The 24,087-nt window shown below is 75.0% G+C and carries 13 protein-coding genes; 8 read left to right on the top strand and 5 right to left on the bottom strand.

Translation table 11 applies throughout. The features are described 5' to 3' along the window. Positions 1–121 precede the first annotated feature (121 nt). The 7 genes from J2X68_RS23010 to J2X68_RS22980 all read left to right on the top strand — a co-directional run bounded on the left by J2X68_RS23010 (position 122) and on the right by J2X68_RS22980 (position 16,409). Complete coding sequence (locus tag J2X68_RS23010) at positions 122–880, top strand: SDR family oxidoreductase (protein ID WP_310434437.1); 759 nt, start codon at positions 122–124, stop codon at positions 878–880. A 557-nt stretch (positions 881–1,437) separates the two neighbouring features. Next, positions 1,438–8,430, top strand: coding sequence for an SDR family oxidoreductase (locus J2X68_RS23005; RefSeq protein WP_310434436.1), 6,993 nt, complete (start codon positions 1,438–1,440; stop codon positions 8,428–8,430). A 44-nt stretch (positions 8,431–8,474) separates the two neighbouring features. Beyond that, positions 8,475–13,031, top strand: a complete 4,557-nt coding sequence (locus tag J2X68_RS23000) for a beta-ketoacyl synthase N-terminal-like domain-containing protein (RefSeq protein ID WP_399040669.1) — start codon at positions 8,475–8,477, stop codon at positions 13,029–13,031. Then, the gene (locus J2X68_RS22995) at positions 13,028–13,354 is read left to right on the top strand and encodes an acyl carrier protein (protein WP_310434434.1); all 327 of its coding nucleotides are present in this window, start codon (positions 13,028–13,030) and stop codon (positions 13,352–13,354) included. The genes J2X68_RS23000 and J2X68_RS22995 overlap by 4 nt, the downstream gene beginning before the upstream one ends. 3 nt (positions 13,355–13,357) lie before the next feature. Beyond that, positions 13,358–14,173 (top strand): alpha/beta hydrolase, encoded by an 816-nt coding sequence (locus J2X68_RS22990; protein ID WP_310434433.1) that lies wholly within the window; start codon positions 13,358–13,360, stop codon positions 14,171–14,173. Then, on the top strand, positions 14,170–15,345 hold the full coding sequence (locus tag J2X68_RS22985) for a glycosyltransferase (RefSeq protein WP_310434432.1): 1,176 nt from the start codon (positions 14,170–14,172) through the stop codon (positions 15,343–15,345). Before J2X68_RS22990 ends, J2X68_RS22985 begins: the two co-directional genes overlap by 4 nt. Then, positions 15,342–16,409 carry a class I SAM-dependent methyltransferase gene (locus J2X68_RS22980; RefSeq protein WP_310434431.1) on the top strand — a complete coding sequence of 356 codons (1,068 nt, stop codon included), beginning with the start codon at positions 15,342–15,344 and terminating at the stop codon, positions 16,407–16,409. Before J2X68_RS22985 ends, J2X68_RS22980 begins: the two co-directional genes overlap by 4 nt. 352 nt (positions 16,410–16,761) lie before the next feature. On the opposite strand, the gene J2X68_RS22975 is transcribed toward J2X68_RS22980, so the two are convergent. The 5 genes from J2X68_RS22975 to J2X68_RS22955 all read right to left on the bottom strand — a co-directional run bounded on the left by J2X68_RS22975 (position 16,762) and on the right by J2X68_RS22955 (position 23,390). Further along, positions 16,762–17,832 (bottom strand): Ldh family oxidoreductase, encoded by a 1,071-nt coding sequence (locus J2X68_RS22975; protein ID WP_310434430.1) that lies wholly within the window; start codon positions 17,830–17,832, stop codon positions 16,762–16,764. Between the two features lie 19 nt (positions 17,833–17,851). Then, positions 17,852–19,570 (bottom strand): thiamine pyrophosphate-dependent enzyme, encoded by a 1,719-nt coding sequence (locus J2X68_RS22970; RefSeq protein ID WP_310434429.1) that lies wholly within the window; start codon positions 19,568–19,570, stop codon positions 17,852–17,854. Between the two features lie 13 nt (positions 19,571–19,583). Continuing rightward, positions 19,584–20,444: an amidohydrolase family protein gene (locus tag J2X68_RS22965; RefSeq protein WP_310434428.1), complete on the bottom strand. Its 861-nt coding sequence runs from the start codon at positions 20,442–20,444 to the stop codon at positions 19,584–19,586. A gap of 246 nt (positions 20,445–20,690) precedes the next feature. Then, on the bottom strand, positions 20,691–21,902 hold the full coding sequence (gene lhgO, locus J2X68_RS22960; protein ID WP_310434427.1) for an L-2-hydroxyglutarate oxidase: 1,212 nt from the start codon (positions 21,900–21,902) through the stop codon (positions 20,691–20,693). 39 nt (positions 21,903–21,941) lie between these two features. Continuing rightward, complete coding sequence (locus J2X68_RS22955) at positions 21,942–23,390, bottom strand: aldehyde dehydrogenase family protein (RefSeq protein WP_310434426.1); 1,449 nt, start codon at positions 23,388–23,390, stop codon at positions 21,942–21,944. 190 nt (positions 23,391–23,580) lie between these two features. Between J2X68_RS22955 and J2X68_RS22950 the strand changes: the two genes are divergently transcribed. Continuing rightward, entirely contained in the window at positions 23,581–23,868 is a 288-nt protein-coding gene (locus tag J2X68_RS22950; RefSeq protein WP_310434425.1) for an antibiotic biosynthesis monooxygenase, read from the top strand. Positions 23,869–24,087 lie beyond the last annotated feature (219 nt).

The raw sequence follows: 24,087 nt of genomic DNA, 5'->3' as shown, positions 1-24,087 counted from the left end.
GTCTTCAACTCTTCGGCGAACAGCGCTACATGGTGGAGCAGCCGGTCGCCGGCGCCGGGCACGGACGCACGGCGCCGGTCGCCGGGACACGGAGGACGTGCGGCAGGGAGGACGGTGGGGCATGGAGGACTTCTCCGGTCGGCCGGGGGTGGCGTTCGTCGCCGGGGGCACGGGCGGCATCGGCGCGGCGGTCGTGCGGACGCTGGCGGCGCGCGGCAGCGCGGTGGTGTTCACGTACCGCGTCCGGCGGGAGACGGCGCAGGCCCTCGCCGACGAGACGAGGAGCCTCGCGCCGCTCCCCCTGGACCTCACCGACGAGAGGGCGACGGCCCGCGCGGTGGACTCGACCGCCGAGGCCCACGGCGGCATCCACACGCTCGTGTACGCGGCCGGTCCGCACGTGCCGATGCGGCATCTGAGCCGGGTGACCCCGGGCGCGTACCGGGCCCAACTCGAGGCGGACGCCGTGGCGTTCTTCAATGTCGCCCATCCGGCGCTGCCCGTCCTGCGCCGCAGCCGGGGCAGCATCGTCGCGGTCACGACCGTCGCCACGCGGCGCTTCCCGGCGCGTGACGGGCTGTCCTCGGGGACCAAGGGAGCGGTCGAGGCGGTCGCCCGCGCCCTGGCCGCCGAGGAGGGGCGCTACGGGGTCCGCGTCAACTGCGTCGCACCCGGCATGCTCACCGACGGCATCGCGGGCCGGCTGATCGCGTCGGGGGAGCTGGACGACGACGCGCTCGCCGTCGCCCGGCGGAACATCCCGCTGCGCCGGTTCGGGGAGGCGGCGGACATCGCGGAGGCGGTGTCCTTCCTCGCCTCGGACCGGGCCGGGTTCATCACGGGCCAGGCCCTGGGGGTGGACGGGGGCTACAGCGTGTGAACCGCCCGGCCTCGTGAGGGCCACGAGTCACACCGGTCGACGACCTCACGAGGACCGACCCGACCAGTGGCCGTTCCAGGCCTCGCGGCGGCCCCGCCCGCCTCGAGGCCGTCTCACGGCACGCCCCGGGCATCGTCCGCAGCACAAGCTTTTCCCGGTCACTCCAGGACCGACACACAGAATTTTCGCCGCCCCGCGACCGACGCCGGGAATGTGCGTACCGATTCGGACAAGCGGTCCAGAGGAACCCATTTCCTGCGTTCGTTCATGTTTCTACAGTGTGAGTGGAGGGTGAACGGGGCCGGGACCGAAAGGAATTCATCCGATTTCCTACGCCCTGGCCCTCGGCCCGTGACTGACCGGATCGTTGCGGCTGGATACCGGCCGATGGTTCGAACGTTGACCAGTGAGTAATAACCGCACTACCTTGCAACGCGTTTCGAGCACGCGCTTCAAAACGGCGTTCCGCGGTGAACCTCCGCCCGCGGGAATCCGGTGAGCCGCCATTGCTGTCCCGAACCCCCCACCGTGCAGTCTCACCCTTGATTCGGAGAATCATGACGTCTGCTGTGCGTTCCGAGGACATGATCATCGGCATCACTCCTTTCGGCGAACCCGATGCCGGGCTCGCCCTGGCGGTCGCCCGGGCCGGCGGGCTCGGCGTACTCGACCTGGGATCCGGTGACCGAAGATCGCGCGAAGCCCTGTCCCGTCTGCGCCGCGCCTCGCCGGGCGGGTTCGGGGTGCGGGTCGACGCCCACTGCCGGCTCACCCCCGCCGACCTGGAACCCGATGGACCGCACACGGTGGTCCTCGGCGCGGCGGCGGCCGAGGCGGGGAGCGACGCGGCGCGCTGGGCGGTCGCCGGCCTCTCGGCGCGTTACCGCGTGCTGGTCGAGGTCACCGACCTGGCGGGGGCGCGGGACGCGTTGCGCGCCGGGGCGCACGGCCTGATCGCCCGCGGCGCCGAGAGCGGGGGCCGGATCGGCGACCTGAGCACCTTCGTCCTGCTCCAGCAGATCCTCGCCGCGACCGAGGCGGCCGCGCCGGTGTGGGCGTGCGGCGGGATCGGCCCGCGGACGGCCGCGGCCGCGGTGGCCGGCGGTGCGGCGGGCGTCGTCCTGGACAGCCAGCTCGCGCTGCTCGCCGAGTCCGCGCTGCCCGAGCCCGCCGCCGCGGCGCTGCGCACCCTGGACGGCTCGGAGACCGTCGTCCTCGCCGGGCACCGGGTCCTGCTGCGGCGCGGACCGGACGCCCCGCGGCTCGCGCGGGACGCGGGACCGCGGGCGGTGGCGGCGCTGCTGGGCGCACAGGATCCCCGAGGCCAGCTGCTCCCGGTGGGCCAGGACGGCTTCCTCGCCGCGCGGTTCGCCGAGCGCTGGGGTGACGTGCGCCGGACCCTGCGGGGGCTGCGGGACGCGGTCTCGGACGCCGTACGCGACGACACGGCCGCCCGGGCGCTGCGGGCCGGATCGCCGATGAGCCGCGCGCTCGGCACCCGGCTCCCCCTCGCCCAGGGGCCGATGACCAGGGTGAGCGACGGCGCCGCGTTCGCCGCGGCGGTGGCGGCCGACGGGGCACTGCCGTTCCTCGCCCTGGCGCTGGCGGACGGCGCGCGGGCGCGGACCATGCTCGCCGAGACCCGGGACGCCGTGGCCGGCCGGCCCTGGGGCGTGGGCGTGCTCGGCTTCGCGCCGGAGGACGTGCGCGCCGCGCAGCTGGAGGCCGTGCGGGAGCTGCGGCCCACGCACGCGATCATCGCGGGCGGGCGGCCTTCCCAGGCACAGGCGCTGGAGCGGGACGGCATCCGGACCTTCCTGCACGTGCCGTCGCCGGGGCTGCTGCGGCAGTTCCTGGAGGCCGGGGCGCGCCGGTTCGTGTTCGAGGGCTCGGAGTGCGGCGGACATGTCGGACCGCGCGGCAGTTTCCCGCTCTGGGAGGCCCAACTGGCGGTCCTGGAGGACTGGTCGCGGGAGCAGGGGGCCGAGGACGTCGAGGTGTTCTTCGCGGGCGGCGTCCACGACGCGCGTTCGGCGGCGATGGTCGCCGCGCTCGCCGCGCCGCTGACCGCGTGCGGAGCGGCCGTCGGCGTGCTGATGGGCACCGCGTACCTGTTCACCGAGGAGGCCGTGTCCTGCGGCGCGATCCGGCCGCTCTTCCAGCGCCAGGTCATGGCCGCCGAGCGCACCACACTCCTGGAGTCGGCGCCGGGCCACGCCACCCGGTGCGTGCCGAGCCCGTTCGCCGCCGGATACCGCGACGAGGAGGCCCGGCTGCGGGCCGAGGGCGCGGGTGACCGGCAGGTCTGGGAGGCCCTGGAGCGGCTCAACGTCGGCCGGCTGCGCGTCGCGAGCAAGGGGGTGACCCGGGAGACCGGCGGCGCCCTCTCCCCCGTCGACGAGCAACGCCAGCTCGCCGAGGGGATGTTCATGGCCGGGGAGGTGGCCGTGCTGCGGTCGGCGACGACCACGGTCGCCGCGCTGCACGCGTCGGTGACGACCGGCGCGGTGGACCATCTCGCCCTACGGGCAAGCGAGTCGGACCGGGAGGAGACACGGGAGCCGGCCGTCCCGGCCCCGCTGGACATCGCCGTCGTCGGCATGGCGTGCATGTTCCCGCAGGCGCCGGACCTGCCCACCTTCTGGGCGAACGTGGTCGGCGGCGTGGACGCGGTGGGAGAGGTCCCGGCCGACCGCTGGGACCCGGCCGTCCACCACGGCGGGGCGACCCCGTCCAAATGGGGCGGCTTCCTGCCCCGCATCCCCTTCGACCCGCTGCGGTACGGCATCCCGCCCACCTCGCTCGGCAGCGTCGAGCCGGTGCAGCTGCTGTCCCTGGAAGCGGCCCGGCGCGCCCTGGAGGACGCCGGGTACGGCGAAGGGGGGCGGGAGTTCGACCGCTCCCGCACCTCGGTGGTGTTCGGGGCGGAGGCGGGCAGCGACCTGTCGAACGCGGCCACCCTCAGGGCGGTCCTGCCCTCCTACTACGGCGAGGTCCCGGCGGGCCTCGACGACCAGCTCCCGCAGCTCACCGAGGACTCCTTCCCCGGCATGCTCGCCAACGTGATCTCGGGGCGGATCGCCAACCGGCTCGACCTCGGCGGCGCCAACTACACCGTCGACGCCGCCTGCGCCTCCTCGCTGGCCGCCGTGGACGTCGCCTGCAAAGAACTCGTCGGCGGCACCTCCGACGTGGTGCTCTGCGGCGGCGCGGACCTGCACAACGGCATCAACGACTACGTCCTCTTCTCCTCCGTGCACGCCCTGTCGCCGACCGGCCGCTCCCGCGCCTTCGACGACTCGGCGGACGGCATCGCCCTCGGCGAGGGCGTGGCCTGCCTGGTCCTCAAGCGGCTCGCGGACGCCGAACGCGACGGCGACCGGATCTACGGCGTGATCAAGGGCCTCGGCTCCTCCAGCGACGGCCGCTCCCTCGGGCTCACCGCGCCCCGGCCCGAGGGGCAGCGCTCGGCCCTGGAACGCGCCTACCGCAACGCGGGCGTCTCCCCGGCCGAGGTCGGACTCGTCGAGGCGCACGGCACCGGGACCGTGGTCGGCGACCGCACCGAACTGCGTGTCCTCGGCGAGGTGTTCGGCGAGGCCGGGGCGGCGCCGGGCAGGTGCACGATCGGCTCGGTCAAGTCGCAGATCGGGCACACCAAGTGCGCCGCCGGTCTCGCCGGTCTGATCAAGACGGTGCTGGCCCTGCACACCGGTGTCAGACCGCCCACGCTGCACGTCGAGACGCCCAACGCGGCCTGGGACGCGCAGAGCAGCCCGTTCGCCTTCCACACCCGGGCCCGGCCCTGGGCGGCGCCCGCCCGGGAACGCGTCGCCGGGGTCAGCGCGTTCGGCTTCGGCGGCACCAACTTCCATGTGGTGCTGAGCGCCTACGCCGACGGCGTGCCGCCGGTCCGGGGCGCGGACGCCTGGCCGGCCGAGCTGTTCGTCTTCCGCGGCCGGGACGCCGCCGCGGCCGGCCGCGCGGTGGACGAACTTCTCCGGGCCGCGGAGGCGGAGGGCCGGCCGTGGCGGCTGCGGGACCTGGCGCTCGGCGCGGCGCGGCGGTCGGAGGCGAGCACGGAACCGGCGCGGGTCGCGGTCGTGGCGACGGACGTGGACGACCTGGTCGCCAAGTTACGGCGGGTGTCGGCCGATCCGGCCGGGCACGACCCGGCGCGCGGGATCCACCGGGCCGAGCCGGACGAACCCGGGGAGGCCCGGGTCGCCTTCCTCTTCCCCGGCCAGGGCAGCCAGCGCACCGGCATGCTCGCCGACCTGTTCGTCACCTTCCCCGAACTGCGGCCCTACCTGGAACTCGGACGCGCCCACGCCGACACCCTGTACCCGGCGGCCGCCTTCGACGACGCGGCACGCGAGCGTCAGCGGGCCGCGCTGACCGACACCCGGGTGGCCCAGCCCGCCCTCGGCGTCGCCGGGCTGGCCGCGCACGCCGTGCTCACGGCGGCCGGGGTGCGGCCGGACATGGCCGCGGGACACAGCTACGGCGAGCTGGTCGCCCTGTCCGCGGCCGGCGCGCTGAGCCCCGAGACGCTGCTCGACCTGAGCGCGGAACGGGCGACGGCGATCCTCGAGGCCGCCGGGGCGGCGGCGCCCGCCGGATCGCCCGGTTCCGGCGGGGGCGATCCCGGCGCCATGGCCGCCGTCGCGGCCGGCGCCGAGAAGGTGGCGCGGGCCCTCGCAGCGGCGCGGGCGCCGGACTCCGTGGTCGTCGCCAACCGCAACTCCCCCGAGCAGACGGTGATCTCGGGCCCCTCGGACGCCGTCGCCGAGACCGTGCGTCTGCTGCGCGAGGCGGGTCTCGGGGCCAAGCGGATCCCGGTGGCCTGCGCCTTCCACAGTCCGCTGGTCGCCGGCGCCGCCGACCGCTTCGCCGGGGCACTCGCGGCCCGGCCGGTACACGCGCCCGAGTTCCCGGTGTGGTCCAACCGCACGGCCGCGCCGTACCCCGCCGACGCGGACGGGGTGCGGGCCGAACTCGCCGCCCAGATCGGCGCACCGGTCGCCTTCGCCGAGCAGATCGAGGCGATGTACGCGGCGGGCGCGCGGATCTTCGTCGAGGCCGGTCCCGGGGCGGTGCTGACCCGGCTGGTCGGACAGATCCTCGGCGACCGTCCGCACCGCGCGGTGGCCTGCGAGCCCCGGCCCGGCGGCGGTCTGCGCGGCTGGCTCGACGCCCTGGCCCGGCTCGCCGTCGCGGGGCTGCCGGTACGCGCCGGGTGGCTGCTGCGCGGCCGGGACGCGGTGGACGCGCTGCGGACCCCCGTGCCGAAGCGGCCCGGCTGGACGGTCGACGGCCAGCTGGTCCGCACCGCCGCCGGCGCCCTCCTTCCCGGTGCGCTCGCACCCGCCCGACGCGTCGTGGAACCCCTGGAGAGGACCGTGGCGACTGTGCCGACGAACCCCCCGCACGGCGTCCCGTCCGACCGGGACGCCCTCGTCTCCGAATTCCTGCGCACCAGCCGGGAGATGATCGCCGCCCAACGGGACGTGCTGCTCACCTACTTCGGCGCCACGGCGGGCGCACAGCCCGCCCCGCCCGTGGCGGCGCCGCCGCAGGTGATCCCGGCGGTCCCCGAACTCCCGGCACCGCGAACGGCGGTGGCCGCGGCGGCGGAACCGGCCCGGGATCCCGCACCTTCCGGGGCCACCGGTCCTGCCGGTCCTGCCGAGGCCGCCGGGATCCAGCAGGTCGTCCTGGAGATCATCAGCGAACGCACCGGCTACCCCGTCGACATGATCGAGCCCGACCTCGACCTCGAGGCCGATCTGAGCATCGACTCCATCAAACGGGCCGAGATAGCCGGCGAGTTGGCCCGGCGCCTGGGCGCCGGGACCGGCGCGGACCTCGCCTCGATGGACGACGACGAACTGGAGGAGCTGGCGAAGGCGCGGACCGCCGCCGCGGTGACCGACTGGCTCACGGCCCGGCTGGGCGGGCCGGCCGCCGCGCCCACCGCCGGGCCCGACGCGGCGCTCGCGCTGAAGGCGCCGACGACGCAGCCCGCGACGCCGGTGGAGGACACGGAGGTGACCGGGGAGCCGCCCAGGAGGCATGTGCTGCGCCCGGTCCTGCTCGACCCCGACACCGACACCGACTCCTCCGACACCGACGCCTCCGCCGTCCCCTCCGCCCTGCTGTCCGGCACCCGCTGGACCCTGCTCGGGGACGCCCCCGAGGCGGCGGCCCGGCTGGCGTCCCACGGAGCCGACGTCCGCGTACGGGCCCGGGACCACGTCCTGACCGAGGCCGACGGTCCGGTGGACGGCGTGCTGTACCTCGGCGCCCTCGACGGCGCCGGTGACGGCCCGGTCCTGCCGGACGCCTTCCCCGTCCTGAAGGCCGCCCTGGCCCGCGGCCCGCGCTGGCTGCTGGCCGTGCGGACCGTGGACGGAGCGACGCCCGACCCCCGGACCGCCGGGCTGCGCGGCCTGTTCCGGACGGTGGCGCGCGAGTTTCCGGAGCTGGTCGCCCGGCTCGTCGACCTCTCCGACGCCTCGCCGTCCGCCGTCGCGGACGCCGTGATCGCCGAGGCCGTCGCGCCGGACCGCGCCCCGGTCGTGTGGCGGACGGCGGCCGGCCGGCACGGGTTCGACCTGGTGGAGGCGCCGCTCGGCGCGCTCGGCAGCACGGGTGCCGGACCGGCCGGGGACGGGGCCGCCGAGGCGGCGGCGCTGGGACTGGACCGGGACTCGGTGATCCTGCTCGCGGGCGGGGCGCGGGGCATCACCGCGCAGTTCGCCGCCGCGCTCGCCCGGGCCGCCCGCTGCCGTCTGGAGCTGCTCGGCCGGACCCCCGCGCCGGACGGCCCCGAGGCCGCGGACACCGCGGCCGCCCGCACCCCGGCCGAACTGCGCGCCGTGCTCGCGGCGCGGGGCGGCGGGAAGCCGTCGGAGATCAACCGGGCCGCCGAACTCCTGCTGGCTCAGCGGGAGATCACCGCCACCCTGGCCGAACTCACGGCGCTCGGCGGCACGCCCCGCTACCGCTGCGTCGACTTCCGGGAGCCCGGGGCGGTGCTCCAGGCGGTGAAGGAGATCCACGCCGAGCACGGCCGGCTGGACGGCGTGGTGCACGCGGCCGGGGTGATCGAGGACCGGCTCGTCGCGCAGAAGAGCGCCGAGTCGTTCCAGCGCGTCTACGGCACCAAGGCGACCGGCGCGGACGCCCTGCTCGCCGCGCTGGAGGACCTGCCCGCCGGACCCGCGTTCACCGTGCTGTTCGGCTCGATCTCGGCCGTCCTGGGCAACCGGGGACAGGTGGACTACGCCGCCGCCAACGACGCGCTGGAGACGCTCGGCGCGGCCTTCGCCGCCCGTACCGGGCGCCGGGCGCTGACCGTGCACTGGGGACCCTGGGCGCCCGCGGCCGGGCACGCCGGCATGGTGGGGGCGGAGCTGGCCCGGGAGTACGCCCGGCGCGGCATCCGGCTGATCGATCCCGAGGAGGGGACCGCGGCGCTGCTGCGGGAGCTGGCCTGGGGCGAGCAGTCCGCCACCGCCGTCGTCCACACCGCCTCGGGCTGGTGACGGCGGCCGTGACGGGTCGTCAGCCGCTCGTCGCCGTCGTGGGCATGGCGGTCCTGCTGCCGGGCGCCGCCGACCTGGACGCGTACTGGCGGAATCTGCGGGACGGCGTGGACGCGATCGGCGAGGTGCCCGAGGGGCGCTGGGACGCCGAGTTCTACCACCCCGGCACCGCGTCCGGACCGGCCGCCGCCGACCGGGTGTACGCGCGGCGGGGCGGGTTCGTGGACGGGCTGGCGGAGGTGGAGGTCACCCGGTTCGGGATCATGCCCCACTCGGTGGCCGGGACCGAGCCGGACCAGCTGATCGCCCTGCAGGTGGCCTCGGCCGCCCTCGACGACGCGGGCGGCCCGGACCGGCTCCCCGACCGAGGGCGCGTCGGCGTCGTCCTCGGCCGGGGCGGCTATCTCACCCCCGGGCTGGTCCGGCTCGACCAGCGGGTCCGTACGGCCGGCCAACTCGTGCGCACCCTCGGCGAGTTGCTGCCCGACCTGACACCCGACCAACTCGGTCGCGTCCGCGCGGCGTTCACCGAGCGGCTCGGTCCGGACCGTCCCGAGTCGGCGATCGGCCTGGTGCCCAATCTGGCCGCCTCCCGCATCGCCAACCGGCTGGACCTGCGCGGTCCGGCGTACACCGTGGACGCGGCCTGCGCGTCCTCGCTGGTCGCTGTGGACCAGGCGGTGCGCGAACTCGGCTCCGGGCGCTGCGACCTGATGCTCGCCGGGGGCGTCCACCACTGCCACGACATCACGCTGTGGAGCGTGTTCTCCCAGCTCCGCGCCCTCTCCCCCAGTCAGCGCAGCCGCCCCTTCCACCGCGACGCCGACGGCATCCTGATCGGCGAGGGGACGGGCGTCGTCGTCCTCAAGCGGCTGGCCGACGCCGAGCGCGACGACGACCGGATCTACGCGGTGATCCGGGGCACCGGGGTGGCCAGCGACGGCCGGGCCGCGGGGCTCGTGAACCCCGATCCGGGCGGTCAGGCGCTGGCCGTCCGGCAGGCGTGGCGGGCCGCCGGACTCGACCCGGCCGAGCCCGGCTCGATCGGGCTGCTGGAAGCGCACGGCACCGCGACCCCGGCCGGTGACACGGCCGAACTGACCACTCTCGCCGAGGTGTTCGGCCCCGGCGACGGCGAGGCGGTGCTGGGGTCGGTCAAGTCGATGATCGGGCACACCATGCCCGCCGCCGGGGTGGCCGGACTCGTCAAGGCCGCGCTCGCCGTCCACCACGGCACGCTGCTCCCGACGCTGCACTGCGACGACCCGCACCCCGCCCTGGCCCGCACCCGGTTCCGCACCCTGGAGAAGGCCGCCGACTGGGAGCGGACCGAGCGGCAGCCCGTGCGCCGGGCCGCCGTCAACGCGTTCGGGTTCGGCGGGATCAACGCGCACGTGGTGCTGGAGGAGGCGCCGGGGGCCCGCGGACCGCGCGCCGGCGTCGCGCCCCGCGCGGTCCTGGCGGTCGCCGAACCCGAGCACATCCTGCTGCTCGCCGCCGGCTCCCCCGAGCGTCTCGCCGCCCTTCTGGACGCCGGCGACGACACCGTGCGGGCCGCCGGGCTCGCCCCCTCGCAGGCCCACCCGGACGCGGGACCGGCCCGGCTCGGCATCGTCGGGCCGACCGCCAAGCGGCTCGCCCTGGCCCGCCGCACGGTCGGCAAGGGGCGTGCCTGGCACGGTCGCGGCGACGTCTGGTTCCGGCCGGGTCCCCTGGTGGGCAGCGGCCGCGGCGGCACCGTGTTCCTGTTCCCGGGGCTGGAGGGCGACTTCGCTCCGCGGGTCGACGACGTGGCCGCCCGCTTCGGCCTGCCCGCCCCCTCCGTCGGCGGGGACGGGGCCGCAGACGTGGGACGCCACGGTTTCGGGGTGGTCGCCGTCGGGCGGCTGCTCGACGCCGCGCTGCGCCGCTGCGGGATCGTGCCGGACGCGGTCGCCGGGCACAGCGTGGGCGAGTGGACGGCGATGGCGGCGGCCGGGCTGTACGCCGGGGACGAGGTCGACGCGTTCATGGCGGCCTTCGACCCCGACTCGGTGACGGTCGCGGGGCTGGCCTTCGGGGCGGTCGGCGCGTCCGCCGAGCGGGTCCTGGCGGCCCTGCGGGACGGGGGCCCGGCCACCGCGGGCCTGGTGCTCTCCCACGACAACGCGCCCGGCCAGTCGATGGTGTGCGGACCGCAGGCGGCGGTGGAGGAGTTCGTCCGGGCCTTCCGCGCCCAGGGGGTCCTCAGCCAGGTGCTGCCGTTCCGGTCGGGTTTCCACACGCCGATGCTGGAGCCGCACCTCGGCCCGATCAAGGAGGCCGCCGACCGGTTCCGGCTGTGTCCGCCGCACACCCCCCTCTGGTCGGGGACGACCGCCGCGCCCTTCCCCGCGGACGAGGCGGGGGTACGGTCCCTGTTCGTCCGCCATCTGCTGGAGCCCGTCCGCTTCCGGCAGCTGACCGAGGCGCTGTACGCGGCCGGACACCGGGTGTACGTCCAGGTCGGCCCGGGTCGGCTCGGTTCCCTCGTCGGGGACACCCTGGGCGACCGGGACCACCTGGTCGTGGCCGCCAACTCGCCCCACCGCACGGGTCTCGCCCAGCTCCGCCGGGTGGCCACCGCGCTGTGGACGGCGGGTGCGGCGGTGGCGCCGTCCCTGGAACCCTCCGCGGCGCCCTCCCTGGAACCCTCCGCGGCGCCCTCGCTGGAACCCTCCGGGCCGCCCGGCCCGGAAACCTCCGAGGCGTCCTTGCCCGGGTCCTCCCCGCGGTCCGCGGCGGCCGCGCGGGCGGCTCGGCCGCCGGTGCGGCTGGACCTGGGCGGCGCCCTGGTGTCCCTCGCGCCGCAGCGGCTCACCGCCCTGCGGGCCGAGCTGCGCGCCCCGGTCCGGGCGGCGGCCTCCGGCGGTCCGTCGCCGCTGGACGCCGTGGCCGGGGATTCGCCCATGGCCGCCGAACTGTCCGCCCTGCTGCGCGAGACGGCGGACACGGCCGCCGCCCTCATGACCGCGCGGGCCGCCGTCCCGGCGGCCGCCCGGCCGGCCGGCCCGTGGCACAGCAGCGTCCACGTCTCCCCCGACGCCATGCCCTACCTGCTGGACCACTGCTTCTTCCCGCAGCGGCCGGGCTGGCCGGAGGTCGCCGACCGGTGGCCGGTCGTCCCGGCGACGACGATCGTGCAGCACATCGTCGACGCGGCGGTGGCGGCGGCGCGGGAGTGGGCTCCCGGCAAGGTGCCGGTCGCCGTGCACGGCGCGCGGTTCGAGGAGTGGCTCACCGCCACCCCCGCCGTCGACGTGCCGGTCACCGTGACGCCCGAGGGGCCCGACCGGCTGGCCGTCTCCTTCGGCCCGCGGGCCCGGGCCGGCGTCGAACTGGCCGCCGCCCATCCACCGCCCCCCGACCCGTGGCCCGTCGACCCCGGCGCCGAGCGCGCCCCGGAGCACACCGCCGACCGGCTCTACGCCGAACGCTGGATGTTCCACGGCCCGGCCTTCCAGGGCGTCACCGAGCTCACCGCGCTCGGCGACCGCCACGTCCGCGGGGTGATCACCACCCCGCCCGCACCCGGCGCGCTGCTGGACAACGTCGGCCAGATCCTCGGCTACTGGATCATGGCGACCCATAGCGAGCGGACCGTCGTGTTCCCGGTCGGGATGCGGGAGATGCGCTTCCACGGACCGCATCCGGCGCCGGGGACCGAGGTGGGGTGCCTGGTGCGCGTCACCTCGCTCACCGACGCCTTCCTGGAGGCGGACGTGCAGCTGACCACCGGCGGCACGGTGTGGGCCGAGCTGTACGGCTGGCAGGACCGCCGGTTCGACAACGACCCGAAGACCCGGCCCGTCGAGCGCTTTCCCGAGCGCCACACGCTGTCCGAGACCCGCCCGGGTGGCTGGCAGCTGCTGCACGAGCGGTGGCCTGATCTGGCGTCCCGTGAACTGATCATGCGCAACTCCCTGGGCGGACCGGAGCGTTCGCAGTACGCGGAGCATCCGCCGCGCGGGCGCCGGCAGTGGCTGCTGGGCCGCATCGCGGTGAAGGACGCGGTGCGGCGGTGGCTGTGGGACCAGGGCGAGGGCCCCGTCTTCCCGGCCGAGCTGCGGGTGCGCAACGACGGGGCCGGCCGGCCGTACGTCACCGGCGCGCACGGGCGTGTCCTGCCCGCGCTGGACGTCTCGCTGGCCCACTGCGCCGAGGCGGGCGTCGCGATCGTCCGGCCGCACACGCCGGGCCCCGGCCCCGGCATCGACATCGAGGAGGTCGCCGACCGTACCCCGGAGACCCTCGCCGCCGCCCTCGGCGAGCCCGAACTCCGGCTGCTGCGCGCTCTGTCGGCCGCCTCCGGCGACTCCGAGGCCCTGTGGTTCACCCGTTTCTGGGCGGCGAAGGAGGCGGTGGCCAAGGCGGAGGGCACCGGATTCGACGGCAGGCCGCGGGACTTCACGGTGTTCGACGCGACACCGGACGGCGACCGGCTGAGCGTCGCCGGCCGCCTGGAACGCGCCTACACCGTGCACTGCGCACCGGCCGCCAACCCGCCCCGGCTGCCCGACCGTTCGTACGTGGTGGCCTGGACGACGGGACACCCGACCGCAGAGGAGTACGACGCCCGATGACACCCCCCACCCCCCGCACCCCCGTCACCGCCGACGAGAGGTCCGTCCTGGCCGATCTCACCGGCATGCTCTCGCGGCTGCTGCAGGACGAGTACGGCCTCGACGGCATCGAGATCGACCTGCAGACCACCTTCAACCGCGATCTGGAGCTGGAGAGCATCGACCTGGTCACCCTCGCAGGTCTGCTGCAGGAGCGGTACGGCGACCGGGTCAACTTCGCCGAGTTCCTGGCCGGCATGGAGTTCGACGAGATCATCGAACTGACCGTCGGACGGCTCGTCGAGTACGTCGTGACGAGCCTGAGGGCCGCGGAGGCGAGCTGAGCCATGGCGATGGTCGACACCGGCTCCGTCCGGCTGCACGTACAGCGGATCGGCCCCCGCCAGGGCCGCCCGGCCACCGCCACCGTGGTGCTGGTGCACGGTCTGCTCACCGACAGCCTGGCCAGCTACTACTTCACGGTCGCCCCGGCGTTCGCGGCCGCGGGCCTCGACGTCGTCATGTACGACCTGCGGGGCCACGGCCGCAGCGGGCGTCCCGCCCGGGGCTACACGCTGGACGACAACATCGACGATCTGGAGGCGCTGCTCGACCGGCTCGCGGTGACCGGCCCGGTGCACCTGGTCGGCAATTCCTACGGCGGCACGGTCGCGTTCGGCTACGCGGCCCGGCACCCCGAGCGGGCGGCCAGTGTCAGCCTCGTCGAGTCCGAACCGGCCACCGCGGCCTGGGCGGTGAAGCTCGGCGGGATCCTGGACCGGGTCGTGACCCAGCTCGCGCACAACGAGCCCGACGCGATCGCCTGGATCACCGCCCACCGCGGTCACAACACCGCACGGCTGGCCAGGGGGGCGGCCCGGCTCGCGCGGGAGACCTCGCTCGGACGGGACATCCCGGCCAGCCGGGTGCTGACGGAGGACCAGGTGGCCGCGGTGCGCTGTCCGGTGCTCGGCCTGTACGGCGCCGACTCCGATCTGGCCGAACTGGCCCCCTGGCTGCGGTCGTTGCTGCCCGACTGCCGGACCGTGGTGATCCCGGGGCATGAGCACTCCGTCCTCGTGGAGGCCTCGGGGACGGTCGGCGGCCACATCCTGTCCCTCGTCGACGGGGCCGGGCGGGTGGCGGCGGAGGCGGCGGGGTGAGCCGGTTCCTGTTCGTCGTGCCCCCGCTGGTGGGGCATGTCAACCCGGCCGTCGGCGTCGCCGCCGAACTCACGGCGCGCGGCCACCGGGTGGCGTGGGCCTGCGCCGATCCGCGGCTGGTCGGCCGGCTGGCGGGCCCCGGGGCCGGGGAGGTGTTCGCCTGCGACGGGGGGCCGCCCGGTGAGCGGCCCGCCGACCTGCGCGGTCCGGAGGCGCTGAAGTTCCTGTGGGAGTGGTACCTGCTGCCGCTCGCCGAGGCGATGGCGCCGGGGGTGCGGCGGGCCGTCGAGGCGTTCCGGCCGGACGTCGTCGTCGCCGACCAGCAGGCCTTCGCCGGCGCGCTGGTCGCGGAGCGGCTGGGCCTGCCGTGGGCGACCTCGGCGACCACCTCGGCCGAGTTCACGGACCCCCTCGCCGGGCTGCCCAAGGTCAGGGAGTGGCTCGACCTGCGCCTCGCCGGACTGCGGTCCGCGATCGGCGATCCGGCGGGCGACGCCGATCCCCGCTTCTCGCCGCACCTGGTGCTGGCCTTCAGCACGCCGGAGCTGGCGGGCCGGGGCCGCGAGGGCGTGCGCTGGGTGGGCCCGTCGGTCACGGCCCGGCCGTCCGCCGCCGGGTTCCCCTGGGAGTGGCTCGACGGCGGCCGCGCCACCGTGCTGGTCACGCTCGGCACCGCGAACACCGACGTCGGAGGACGGTTCCTCGGGATCTGCCGGGACGTGCTGCGGGAGCGGGCCGACCGGGTGCAGGGCGTGATCGTCGACCCGGGCGGCACGCTGACGCCGCGGGGCGACGACAAGAACGTGCTGGTCCTGCCGTCGGTGCCGCAGGTCGCCCTGCTGGAAAGGATGGAGGGGGGTGCGGGCGCTGTGGTCTGCCATGCCGGGCACAACACCGTGTGCGAGGCCCTGTGGCACGGGATCCCCCTCGTCGTCGCCCCGATCCGCGACGACCAGCCGGTCGTGGCCGGGCAGGTCACCGGCGTGGGGGCCGGCGTGCGGGTGCGGTTCGGCCGGGTCACCGCACGGCAGCTCGGCGCCGCGGTCGACTCCGTCCTGGACGGCCCCGGACACCGCGCCGCCGCCCACCGGATCCGCACGGCGTTCCGCGCCGCCGGCGGGCCGTCCGCCGCCGCGTCCCCTCTGGAAGACCTCGCCAAGGAGTCCGGATGAGCGAACAGAGCACACCCGCCGAGCGGATCGCCGGGGCGCGTCCCGCCTACCGCGCGGACATCGCCGCCGGCCTGGACCGCTTCTTCGAGCCCCGCCGCACCACCTGCCCGTGGTGCGGCTCGGCGGCGCTGACCACCCGGCTGCGCACCACCGACCTGCTCCAGCACAAGCCCGGCCGGTTCGTCCTGGACCGCTGCGGGGGCTGCGGGCACACCTTCCAGAACCCGCGGCTGAGCGCCGAGGGCCTGGAGTTCTACTACCGGGACTTCTACGACGGGCTGGGCGAGAAGAAGCTCGGCGACACCTTCGGGGGGCGCACGAAGATGTACCGGGGGCGGGCCGGGTCGATGCTCCCGCACGACCCCGCGCCGAAGACCTGGCTGGACGTCGGCACCGGGCACGGTCACTTCTGCGCGGCCGCCCGGGAGGTGCTGCCCGGGACGGTCTTCGACGGGCTGGACTTCACCGACGGCGTCGAACTCGCCGCACGGGAGGGCCGGGTGGAGCACGGCTACCGGGGCGCGTTCCCCGAGCTGGCGCCCGAACTCGCCGCCCGTTACGACGTGGTGAGCATGTTCCACTACCTGGAGCACAGCACCGACCCGGACCGCGAACTGCGCGCCGCGCACGAGACGGTACGCCCCGGCGGGCATCTGCTGATCGAGGTGCCGGACCCCGAGAGCCGCTACGCGCGGCTGCTCGGCCGCTGGTGGCTGCCGTGGCTCCAGCCGCAGCACCTGCACTTCGTGCCGGTGGCCAATCTGCGGGAACGGCTCACCCGGCTGGGCTTCACGGTGGTGGCGGAGCAGCACGCCGAGCCGCACGACCCGGTCGACCTGCTGGCCGCCGTGTGGCTGGCGCTGGACCACGCGGCGCCGCGCGACGACGCGCCGTGGCTGCCCGGGCCGCCGGGCGCGTTGCGCCGCACGCTGCGCGGGGCGCTGCTGGTCGCCGGGATCCCGGCGCTGATCGTGGGCACCCTGCTCGACCGGTTCGCGGTGCGTCCGCTCTCGCATCGGCTCGGGGTGTCCAACGCCTACCGCGTCGTGGCCCGCCGCGAGTAACGGCCCGCGGGACGCGGGCCGGTGGGCGATGGCCGATGGGCGTGGGCCGGCAGGCGCGGGGCGCTACGCCCGGGCCGGTGCGCGGGGCCCGTGAACGCAGGCCGTGCGCTGCCCGGTGGGCACGTCGGTGCGTGCGGTCCGGTGCGTGCGCGGGGCAGTGTGCGCGAGCCGGTGTGCGGGGCAGGGGGCCGTGGGTCCGTGACTGCCGCTCGTGTCGGGGCAAGGGCCGGGGCGGGAGGGTGGCGTCCGCCGCATCGGACGCCGCGCGGGTGGCCGAAGGGGTCTGCCGCCGCACCGGCGCGACCCGGCCACCCGCCCCTGCCCGGGCGTCACCCGGGGCGGCCGCCGGTCCCTATCCGGCGGCTTCCGGCAGGGCGACGCCCAGCTTCCCGGCGCGTTCCGTCAGGTCGCGCCACACCTGGGGCGCCACCGGAACGCCCTTCTCCACGCGGTCGGCGGCCACGGCCGCACTGCGCTCGCCGGGGTAGAACACGCCTGGTGCGCCGTCCGCGGCCGGCAGGCCCTTGAGCGTGTCCAGCGTGGCGTCCACGGACGCTGTGAACGCGTCCGTGCCCCCGAACGCGGCCGGGTCGACGGCGATGAGCAGGGCGTTCTGACGGTGCTTGCGGCCGGCCGGGCCGTCCGAGTGGAACTCCGCGAAGATCGGCGCCCCCACCAGCACGCTGGTCAGCAGCTCGAAGGCGAGGGACATGCCGGAGCCCTTCGCCCCGCCGAGCGGCAGCGGCATGACCGCCCGCTCCGGATCGGTGGTGGGGGTGCCGTCCTCGGTGGCGGCCGCGCCCTCGGGCAGCGGGGTGCCGGCGGCCTTCGCCTGCCGGATCCGGCCGAGGGCGATGGTCGCCGTGGCCATGTCCAGGAGCAGCGGCGCGTGCGCCGACGAGGGGTCGGTCGGGACGGCGATGGCGAGCGGGCTGGTGGCGACCGCCGCTCCCCTGACGCCGGTGTAGCCCATGTTCGGCATCCCGGCGACGAAGCCGATGCCGACCAGGCCCTGTTCGGCGATCCTCGACACGTAGTAGCCGATCGCGCCGGTGTGCACCGTGCGGCGGACGCCCACCGCGGCGATGCCGGTCGTCCTGGCCCTGGTCACTGCCTCGTCGGCCGCCGCGCTGAGGGCCACGGGGCCGGGTGCCCGGTCGGCGTCCAGGACCGCCGCGGCCGGCGTGCCGGACTCGAGCGTGATCCGCGCGTCGGCGTTGGCGACGCCCTTCTCCAGCAGATCCAGGTAGGCGGGGACGCGGGCGATGCCGTGCGAGTCGACGCCGCGCAGCGCGGCCCAGACGAACACGTCGGCGGTGGTGCGGGCGTGTTCGGCGCTCAGGCCGCCCTTCTCCAGCAGGGCGGCGGAGAAGGCGCGCAGGTCGTCCGCGGGCACCAGGATCTTCGTGGGTGGGGTGGACATGGTGGTGGTGCCTCCTGGTTCAGCGGGTGACGAGGACGTCGACGACGGCGGTGGTGCCCTCTTCCACGGCCTTGAGGGCGCGTTCGAGCGCGGGCCCGAGCGCCTGGGCGGTGTCGACGGTCTCGGTGTGCATGCCGAACGGCTCGGCGAAGGCGGCCAGTCGGGGCAGCCGGTGCAGGTCGGTGCCGAGCCATTCGCCGGTCTCGGCGGCCGCGCCGTCGGGATAGAACCTGCGGTGGTTGAGGTTCATCGACTTGTAGACACGGTTGTTGAACACCACGATGAGCAGCGGGAGTTCGTAGGCCCTGCTGGCGTCGTACGACGGGACGACCGGGTTGTAGGTGAACGCGCCGTCACCGATGGTGAGGACCACCGGCCGTTCCCGCGCGGCGAGTTTCACGCCGAGCGCGACCGCGATGCCCTGCCCGAGGCCGCCCTGCACGTAGAAGTACGAGTCGGGACCTGCCGTGCGCAGATGCCGCTTGACGACGCGGCTGTGGGTGATGGTCTCGTCGACGACGATCGCTTCCGTACCGTCCAGCAGCTCGCGCAGCGTGGCGGCGACCAGCACCGGGTCGACCCCCTCCCGCTGCTGCCGCGCCTCGGCCCTGGTCTCGGCGTCGTCGGCGGCGGCCCGCTCGGCGGCGTACCGCTCGTCCTGCGCGGTGCGCCGTACGGCGACGGCGGCCTCGTCGAGGTCCTTCGCCCGCTTGGCGAGCTGGCGCAGGGTGTGGGCGACGTTGCCCTCCAGGTACTGGTCCGCGAAGAGCACCTGGTAGACGACGTGCGGGCGCTGCGGCACCTCGTCGATGACGACGATCCGTGCCGTCGAGGGGCGGCGCGACGGCGGGTAGAACGGGGCACGGCAGTTGACGAGGAGGATGAGGTCGGCCTCGTCCATCCACGGGCCGATGTCGCTGCCCGCGTGCAGCGGGTGGGTGCGCGGGAAGTTGCCGCACACCGCCGAGTCCGGCTCGACGACCGGGATGTTCCAGGCCTCGGCGAAGGCGACGAGGGCCTCGAAGCCGCCCGCCTCACGGCCGGCCGTCTCGGTGACGACGACCGGGTTCCTCGCCTCGCGGATCAGCCGCGCGACCCGGTCGACCTCGTCGGGCGAGCTGTGCGTGGAGCCCGGCGGCACGACGGGCTTGGCCTCGCGGCCGTCCCAGTCCTCCAGCAGGATCTCCAGCGGGACGTTGAGGTAGGCCGGGCCCGCCGGGGCCCGCCAGGCCAGTTCGGCGGCCCGGGTGACCATGGTGGGCAGGGTGTGGACGCTGGCGGCCTCGGTGGACCACTTGGTGAACGGCGTCGCGACGCCGTGCGGGCCGCCCACGATGGACAGGTTCCGGTACCACTGGCCGCCCGGATCCTGTCCGGGGCCGTCGCCGTAGGTCGTCGACTCCGAGGAGCCGACCACCATCGGCACGCCGGCGAGCAGCGCCCCGTGGACGGCCATCGAGCCCTGGAGCAGGCCCGGGGCGGCGTGCAGCAGCACACCCTGCGGCCGTCGGCTGACCAGACCGTAGCCGGTGGCCATGCCCACGGCGACGGTCTCGTGGGTCAGGTCCAGATACCGCGGGCAGGGCAGTCCGTCGCGGTGGCGCCGGGCGAGGGACTCCCATACCGGGGCCCACTCGGACCCGGAGGAGCAGAACAGGTAGTCGGCGCCGACGGCGTTGAACGCGGTGACGAGAGCGTCTCCGCCGTCGGCGCCCGGTGCGGTGGTGGGGTCGGTCATCTCTCGTGGTCCCTCAGCCCTCGATCGGCCAGTTCAGGACCTCGGAGATACCGCGGCCCATGATCCACTCCAGCTCCTCGGGCGTGAAGTCCCAGTGCTTGGTGAACTGTTCGATGGTGTCGGTGTAGGTGATGCCGTGGCCCAGCAGCCGGGTGATGTCGGTGCCGTAGAAGCAGCGCTGCGGGCCCATCCTGTCGACCATCTCGCGCACGTACTTCTGGATGTTGTTGTTCGGGAACGGCTGCGTCGAGTAGCCGGGCAGCGCGGACACCTTGACGTAGATGTTCGGGTGGGCGGCGAGGTCCGCGGTCTCCGCGACCCAGTAGCCGATCGCGTCGTCGACACAGCGGGCCATGATGCCCATGTGGTCGATGATGATCTTCAGCTCGGGGTGCTTGGCGGCGATCTCGCCCAGCTCACGCTTCCAGATCGGGGCGTGCACCATGGTGGGGATGCCGAGCTCGGCGGCGACCGGCCAGTACCAGTCGTTGGTGCCGTCGATCATCCAGTTGCGGTCCTGCGGCCGGTGGAAGGTCAGTCGCGTGCCCTTGATGTACGGGTTCTGCGCGAAGTCCTTCAGCAGGGCCTTGCCCTCTTCGGGCTTGTTCTGCGGGATGCGGGCCATGATGCCGAAGCGGTCCGGGTGCGCCTCACAGGCCTCCAGGGCGTAGTCGATGCGGTCGCCCTCCCAGGACGGCGGCAGGATCAGCGCCCGGTTCACGCCGGCCTCGTCCATCAGCTCGAGGGCCTCCTCGTACGAGAAGGGGTCCTCACGGTGGCCGTTGAGGCGGATCCGCTCCCGGGCGCCGGGGACCCAGGGGCGGTCCGGGGTCTCTTCCAGCCAGATGTGGATCTGCGTGTCGACGACGAACATGTCCCGTACTTCTTTCTCTCGGTGGGGCACGTGGTGAGGCGTTGCGGAGGGAACGCTAGGGGGCCGGAAAGGCCTTGCGGAGCCCCTGGGAGCGCAAGCTGTTGTTGCGGGAAAGCGCCCTGTTCGCAGGGCACTTTCAGGTTGCGCGAGCGGTCGCCGAGAACGGTTTCCCCACCTGCTCCGGGAACCCGTTCCGGCGACCGGTCAGGGCAGCCCGCTTCGGCGGCCCGTTTCCCGCCGGGTTTCTCAGCCGGCGCCGGAAGCGCCGTCGAAAACGGCTTCGACGATGTGCTCGGCGATCGCCATGGAGGCCGTGGCGGCCGGCGAGGGCGCGTTGCGGACGGCGGTGACCCGGCCCACCCGGTGGATGCGGAAGTCGTCCACCAGGGTGCCGTCCCGGTCCAGGGCCTGGGCCCGCACGCCCGCCCCGCCGCGCACGACGTCCTGGACCCCGACCCCCGGGACGTACAGCGCGGCGTCCTTCATGAACGCCTTCGCCGAGAACGACCCGCGGTACTCCTTGACGCCCGTGCGCCAGTGCTGGGCCGCCATCTTCCAGACGCCGGGGTAGGCGGCGAGCCCGAACAGGTCCCTCGGGGAGATCCGGGTGCGGGTGTACCCCTCTCTGGCCAGGGCCAGGACCGCGTTGGGTCCGACCTCCACCGAACCGTCGACGCGGGGCGTGAAGTGGACGCCCAGGAACGGGTAGCGGGGGTCGGGCACCGGGTAGATCAGGCCCCGCACCAGGTCGCTCTTCTCCGGCCTGAGCAGCATGTACTCGCCGCGGAACGGCACGATCCGCGGTTCGCGCCGGTCCTGCGCGAGACCCGCCACGGCGTCGGAGTGCAGTCCCGCGCACAGAATCAGCCGGTCCACCCGCACGCGCTCCGCTCCGGACGCCACCTCGATGCCGCCGGGCACCTGCGTGATGCCGGTGACGGGGAAGCCCGTGCGCACCTCTCCCCCGGAGCCGATCACGTCGTCGGCGAAGGCACGGGCGATCGCCGGGTAGTCGGTGATCGCGGTGCGCGGGGAGTACAGGGCGGCGACCCCGCCGGCGTTCGGCTCGATCTCCCGGATCTCCTCGCGGGAGACCTTCCGCAGGTCGGGCACATGGTTGTTCCTGGCCCGGTCGTAGAGGGCGTTCATCCGGCCGAGCTCGTCCTCGCGGACCGCCACGACGAGTTTGCCGATCTCGCGGTACGGCAGCCCGCGGTCCTGGCAGTAGGCGCGCAGCAGGTCCACACCCCGTACCGTCAGCTCGGCCTTGAGGCTGCCGGGCGCGTAGTAGATACCGGCGTGCACGACGCCCGAGTTGTGGCCGGTCTGGTGGAGCGAGACCTCCCGCTCCTTCTCGAGGACCACCACCCGGGTGCCGGGCCGGCTCAGGGCGATCTCGCGGGCCGTGGCCAGACCCACGATGCCGGCGCCGACGACGCCGATCGTCTCGTCAGCCATCGCACACCTCCTCTCTCTCGTTGTCAGTGCTCCCGATCGTCAGCCGCCGAAGTGCACAGCGACAGTCTTGACGCGCGTCGAGAAACGCAGGACTTCCTCGCCCTGCTCCTTGTAGGCGGTACCGGAGTCGTGGAATCCGCCGAAGGGCAGATGGACGTCCCAGCCCGTGGTGGTGGAGTTGACCGCGACCTGTCCGCACTCGGCCTCGTCGGCGAAGCGCAGGGCATGGGCCAGGTCACGGGTGAAGACGGCGGCGGCGAGACCGAAGCCGGAGTCGTTGACCGCCTCGACGGCCGCGTCGAAGCCGTCGACCGCGCGCAGGACGAGGACCGGCCCGAAGACCTCCTCGCGCCAGATCGCCATCTCGGGGGTGACGTCCCCGAGCACGGTCGGCCGCACATAGCAGCCGAAGACGTGCTCGCCCTCGGTGTCGGCCCCGCCTCCGGTGAGGACCGTGGCGCCCTGCTCGACCGCCCGGGCCAGGTCGGCGAGGACGCCGTCGCGCTGCTTGACGCCGGCCAGCGGGCACAGCGTGGTCGCCGGGTCGCTGCCCGGGCCGACCGTCAGCCGCTCGACCTCGGCGGTCAGCAGCCGGGTGAACTCCTCGTGGACCGCCCGCTCGACGATCACCCGGCTGGTGGCCGTGCAGCGCTGGCCGGCCTGTCCGAACGAGGCCGCGACGACGGCCTTCGCGGCGGCCGGGAGATCGGCGTCCGCGAGCACCACCGAGGCGTTCTTGCCGCCCAACTCGCCCTGGAAGCGCACGTTGCGGTCGGCGAGACGGCGTCGGATGCGGTTGCCGACGGCGTTGGAGCCGGTGAAGGTGATGCCGACGATCCGCGGGTCGTCGAGGAGCGCCTCCTCGATCTCGGCCGTCCGGCCGGTCACCACGTTCAGCACGCCCGCGGGCAGTCCGGCGTCGTGCAGGGCGCGGGCGAGGTGCAGGCCGGAGAGCGGGGTGTCGGTGGCGGGCTTGAACACGGCCGCGTTGCCGGTGGCGAGCAGCGGGGCGAGCTTGCGGGCGGGCGTGATCAGCGGGTCGTTCCACGGGCTGATCACCAGGATCACGCCGATCGGCTCACGCTGGGTGTGGGTGCGGTGCCGGGGCCGTACGTCGTGCAGGAGGGTGCCGTAGCCCTGGCGGGCCAGACCCGCGTAGTAGTCCAGGAAGTCGGCGGCCTTGAGGGTCTCGCCGGTCGCCTCCGTCAGGGTCTTGCCGTTCTCCGCCGTCACGTCGGCGGCGATCTCCTCGACCCGTTCGCGGATCAGCCGGGCCGCGTCGGTGAAGATCCGGGCCCGCTCGAAGGGGCTGGTGCGCTTCCAGAGCGCGAACCCGCGCTCGGCGTGGTCGTAGGCACCGGTCACGTCCTTGGCCGTGAGGGCCGGGACACGGGCGACGGGGGTACGGACGTCGGCGGGGTCGAGGACGTCGATCCAGTCGCCGCTCGCCACCCACTCCCCGCCCACGAGGGTCTCCAGGGTACGCATGTCGGGTCACTTCCTTTGTCGGCCAGGGTGCGGACTGTGACAACACACCACGTCAGGGCGGTGCCACCAGCTCCGCGGCAGCAGGCATTGGTTGCGCCGCGCGCGGGTGGGCGCGGGCCTGATCCATGCTGGAATCGGCGGGCCGCAGGCCTGACAGCGGCCTTTGCCGACTTGCCGAGGAGAACCGGACATGTCCTACGCCGTCGTCGCCCACTACCGCTGCGCCCCCGCCGACGAGAGCACCGTCCGCGCCGCGCTGCTCCAGGTGCGCGGGCACACCCGCGCCGAGCCGGCGAACGAGGGGTACGAGGTGCACGCGGTCGAGGGGCAGCCCGGCGGCTTCCTGCTCTACGAGCGGTACGCCGACCGGGCCGGGTTCGAGGCGCACAAGGCGGCCGAGCACTTCGAGAAGCTGATCGTGGCGACCGTGTGGCCGCTGCTGACGGAGCGGACGGTCACCTTCGCCGAGGCGCTGTAGCGCCAGGGTGCGCGGGGCGGGTGCCGCCCCGCCGGGCACGAGGGGACGGGCGTCCCGGGACGGGACACCGTGGAACGGGCGCCACCGGACGGGGAGCCGTGAGACCGGGGCCGGGGGGCGCGCGCGGGGCGCCCCGCCCCGCGCCGCCCCCGGCCGCACAAGGTGCCCCAGACGTAGCGGGGGACCGTCTCGCCCAGCCCCAACGTCCTGGCCGGGTCC

The organism is Streptomyces sp. 3330 (genome assembly GCF_031456635.1).
In the GTDB taxonomy this organism is placed as follows: Bacteria; Actinomycetota; Actinomycetes; order Streptomycetales; family Streptomycetaceae; genus Streptomyces.
The sequence above is the reverse complement of the archived record's forward strand: the minus strand, read 5'-3'. Positions and strand labels throughout refer to the sequence as shown.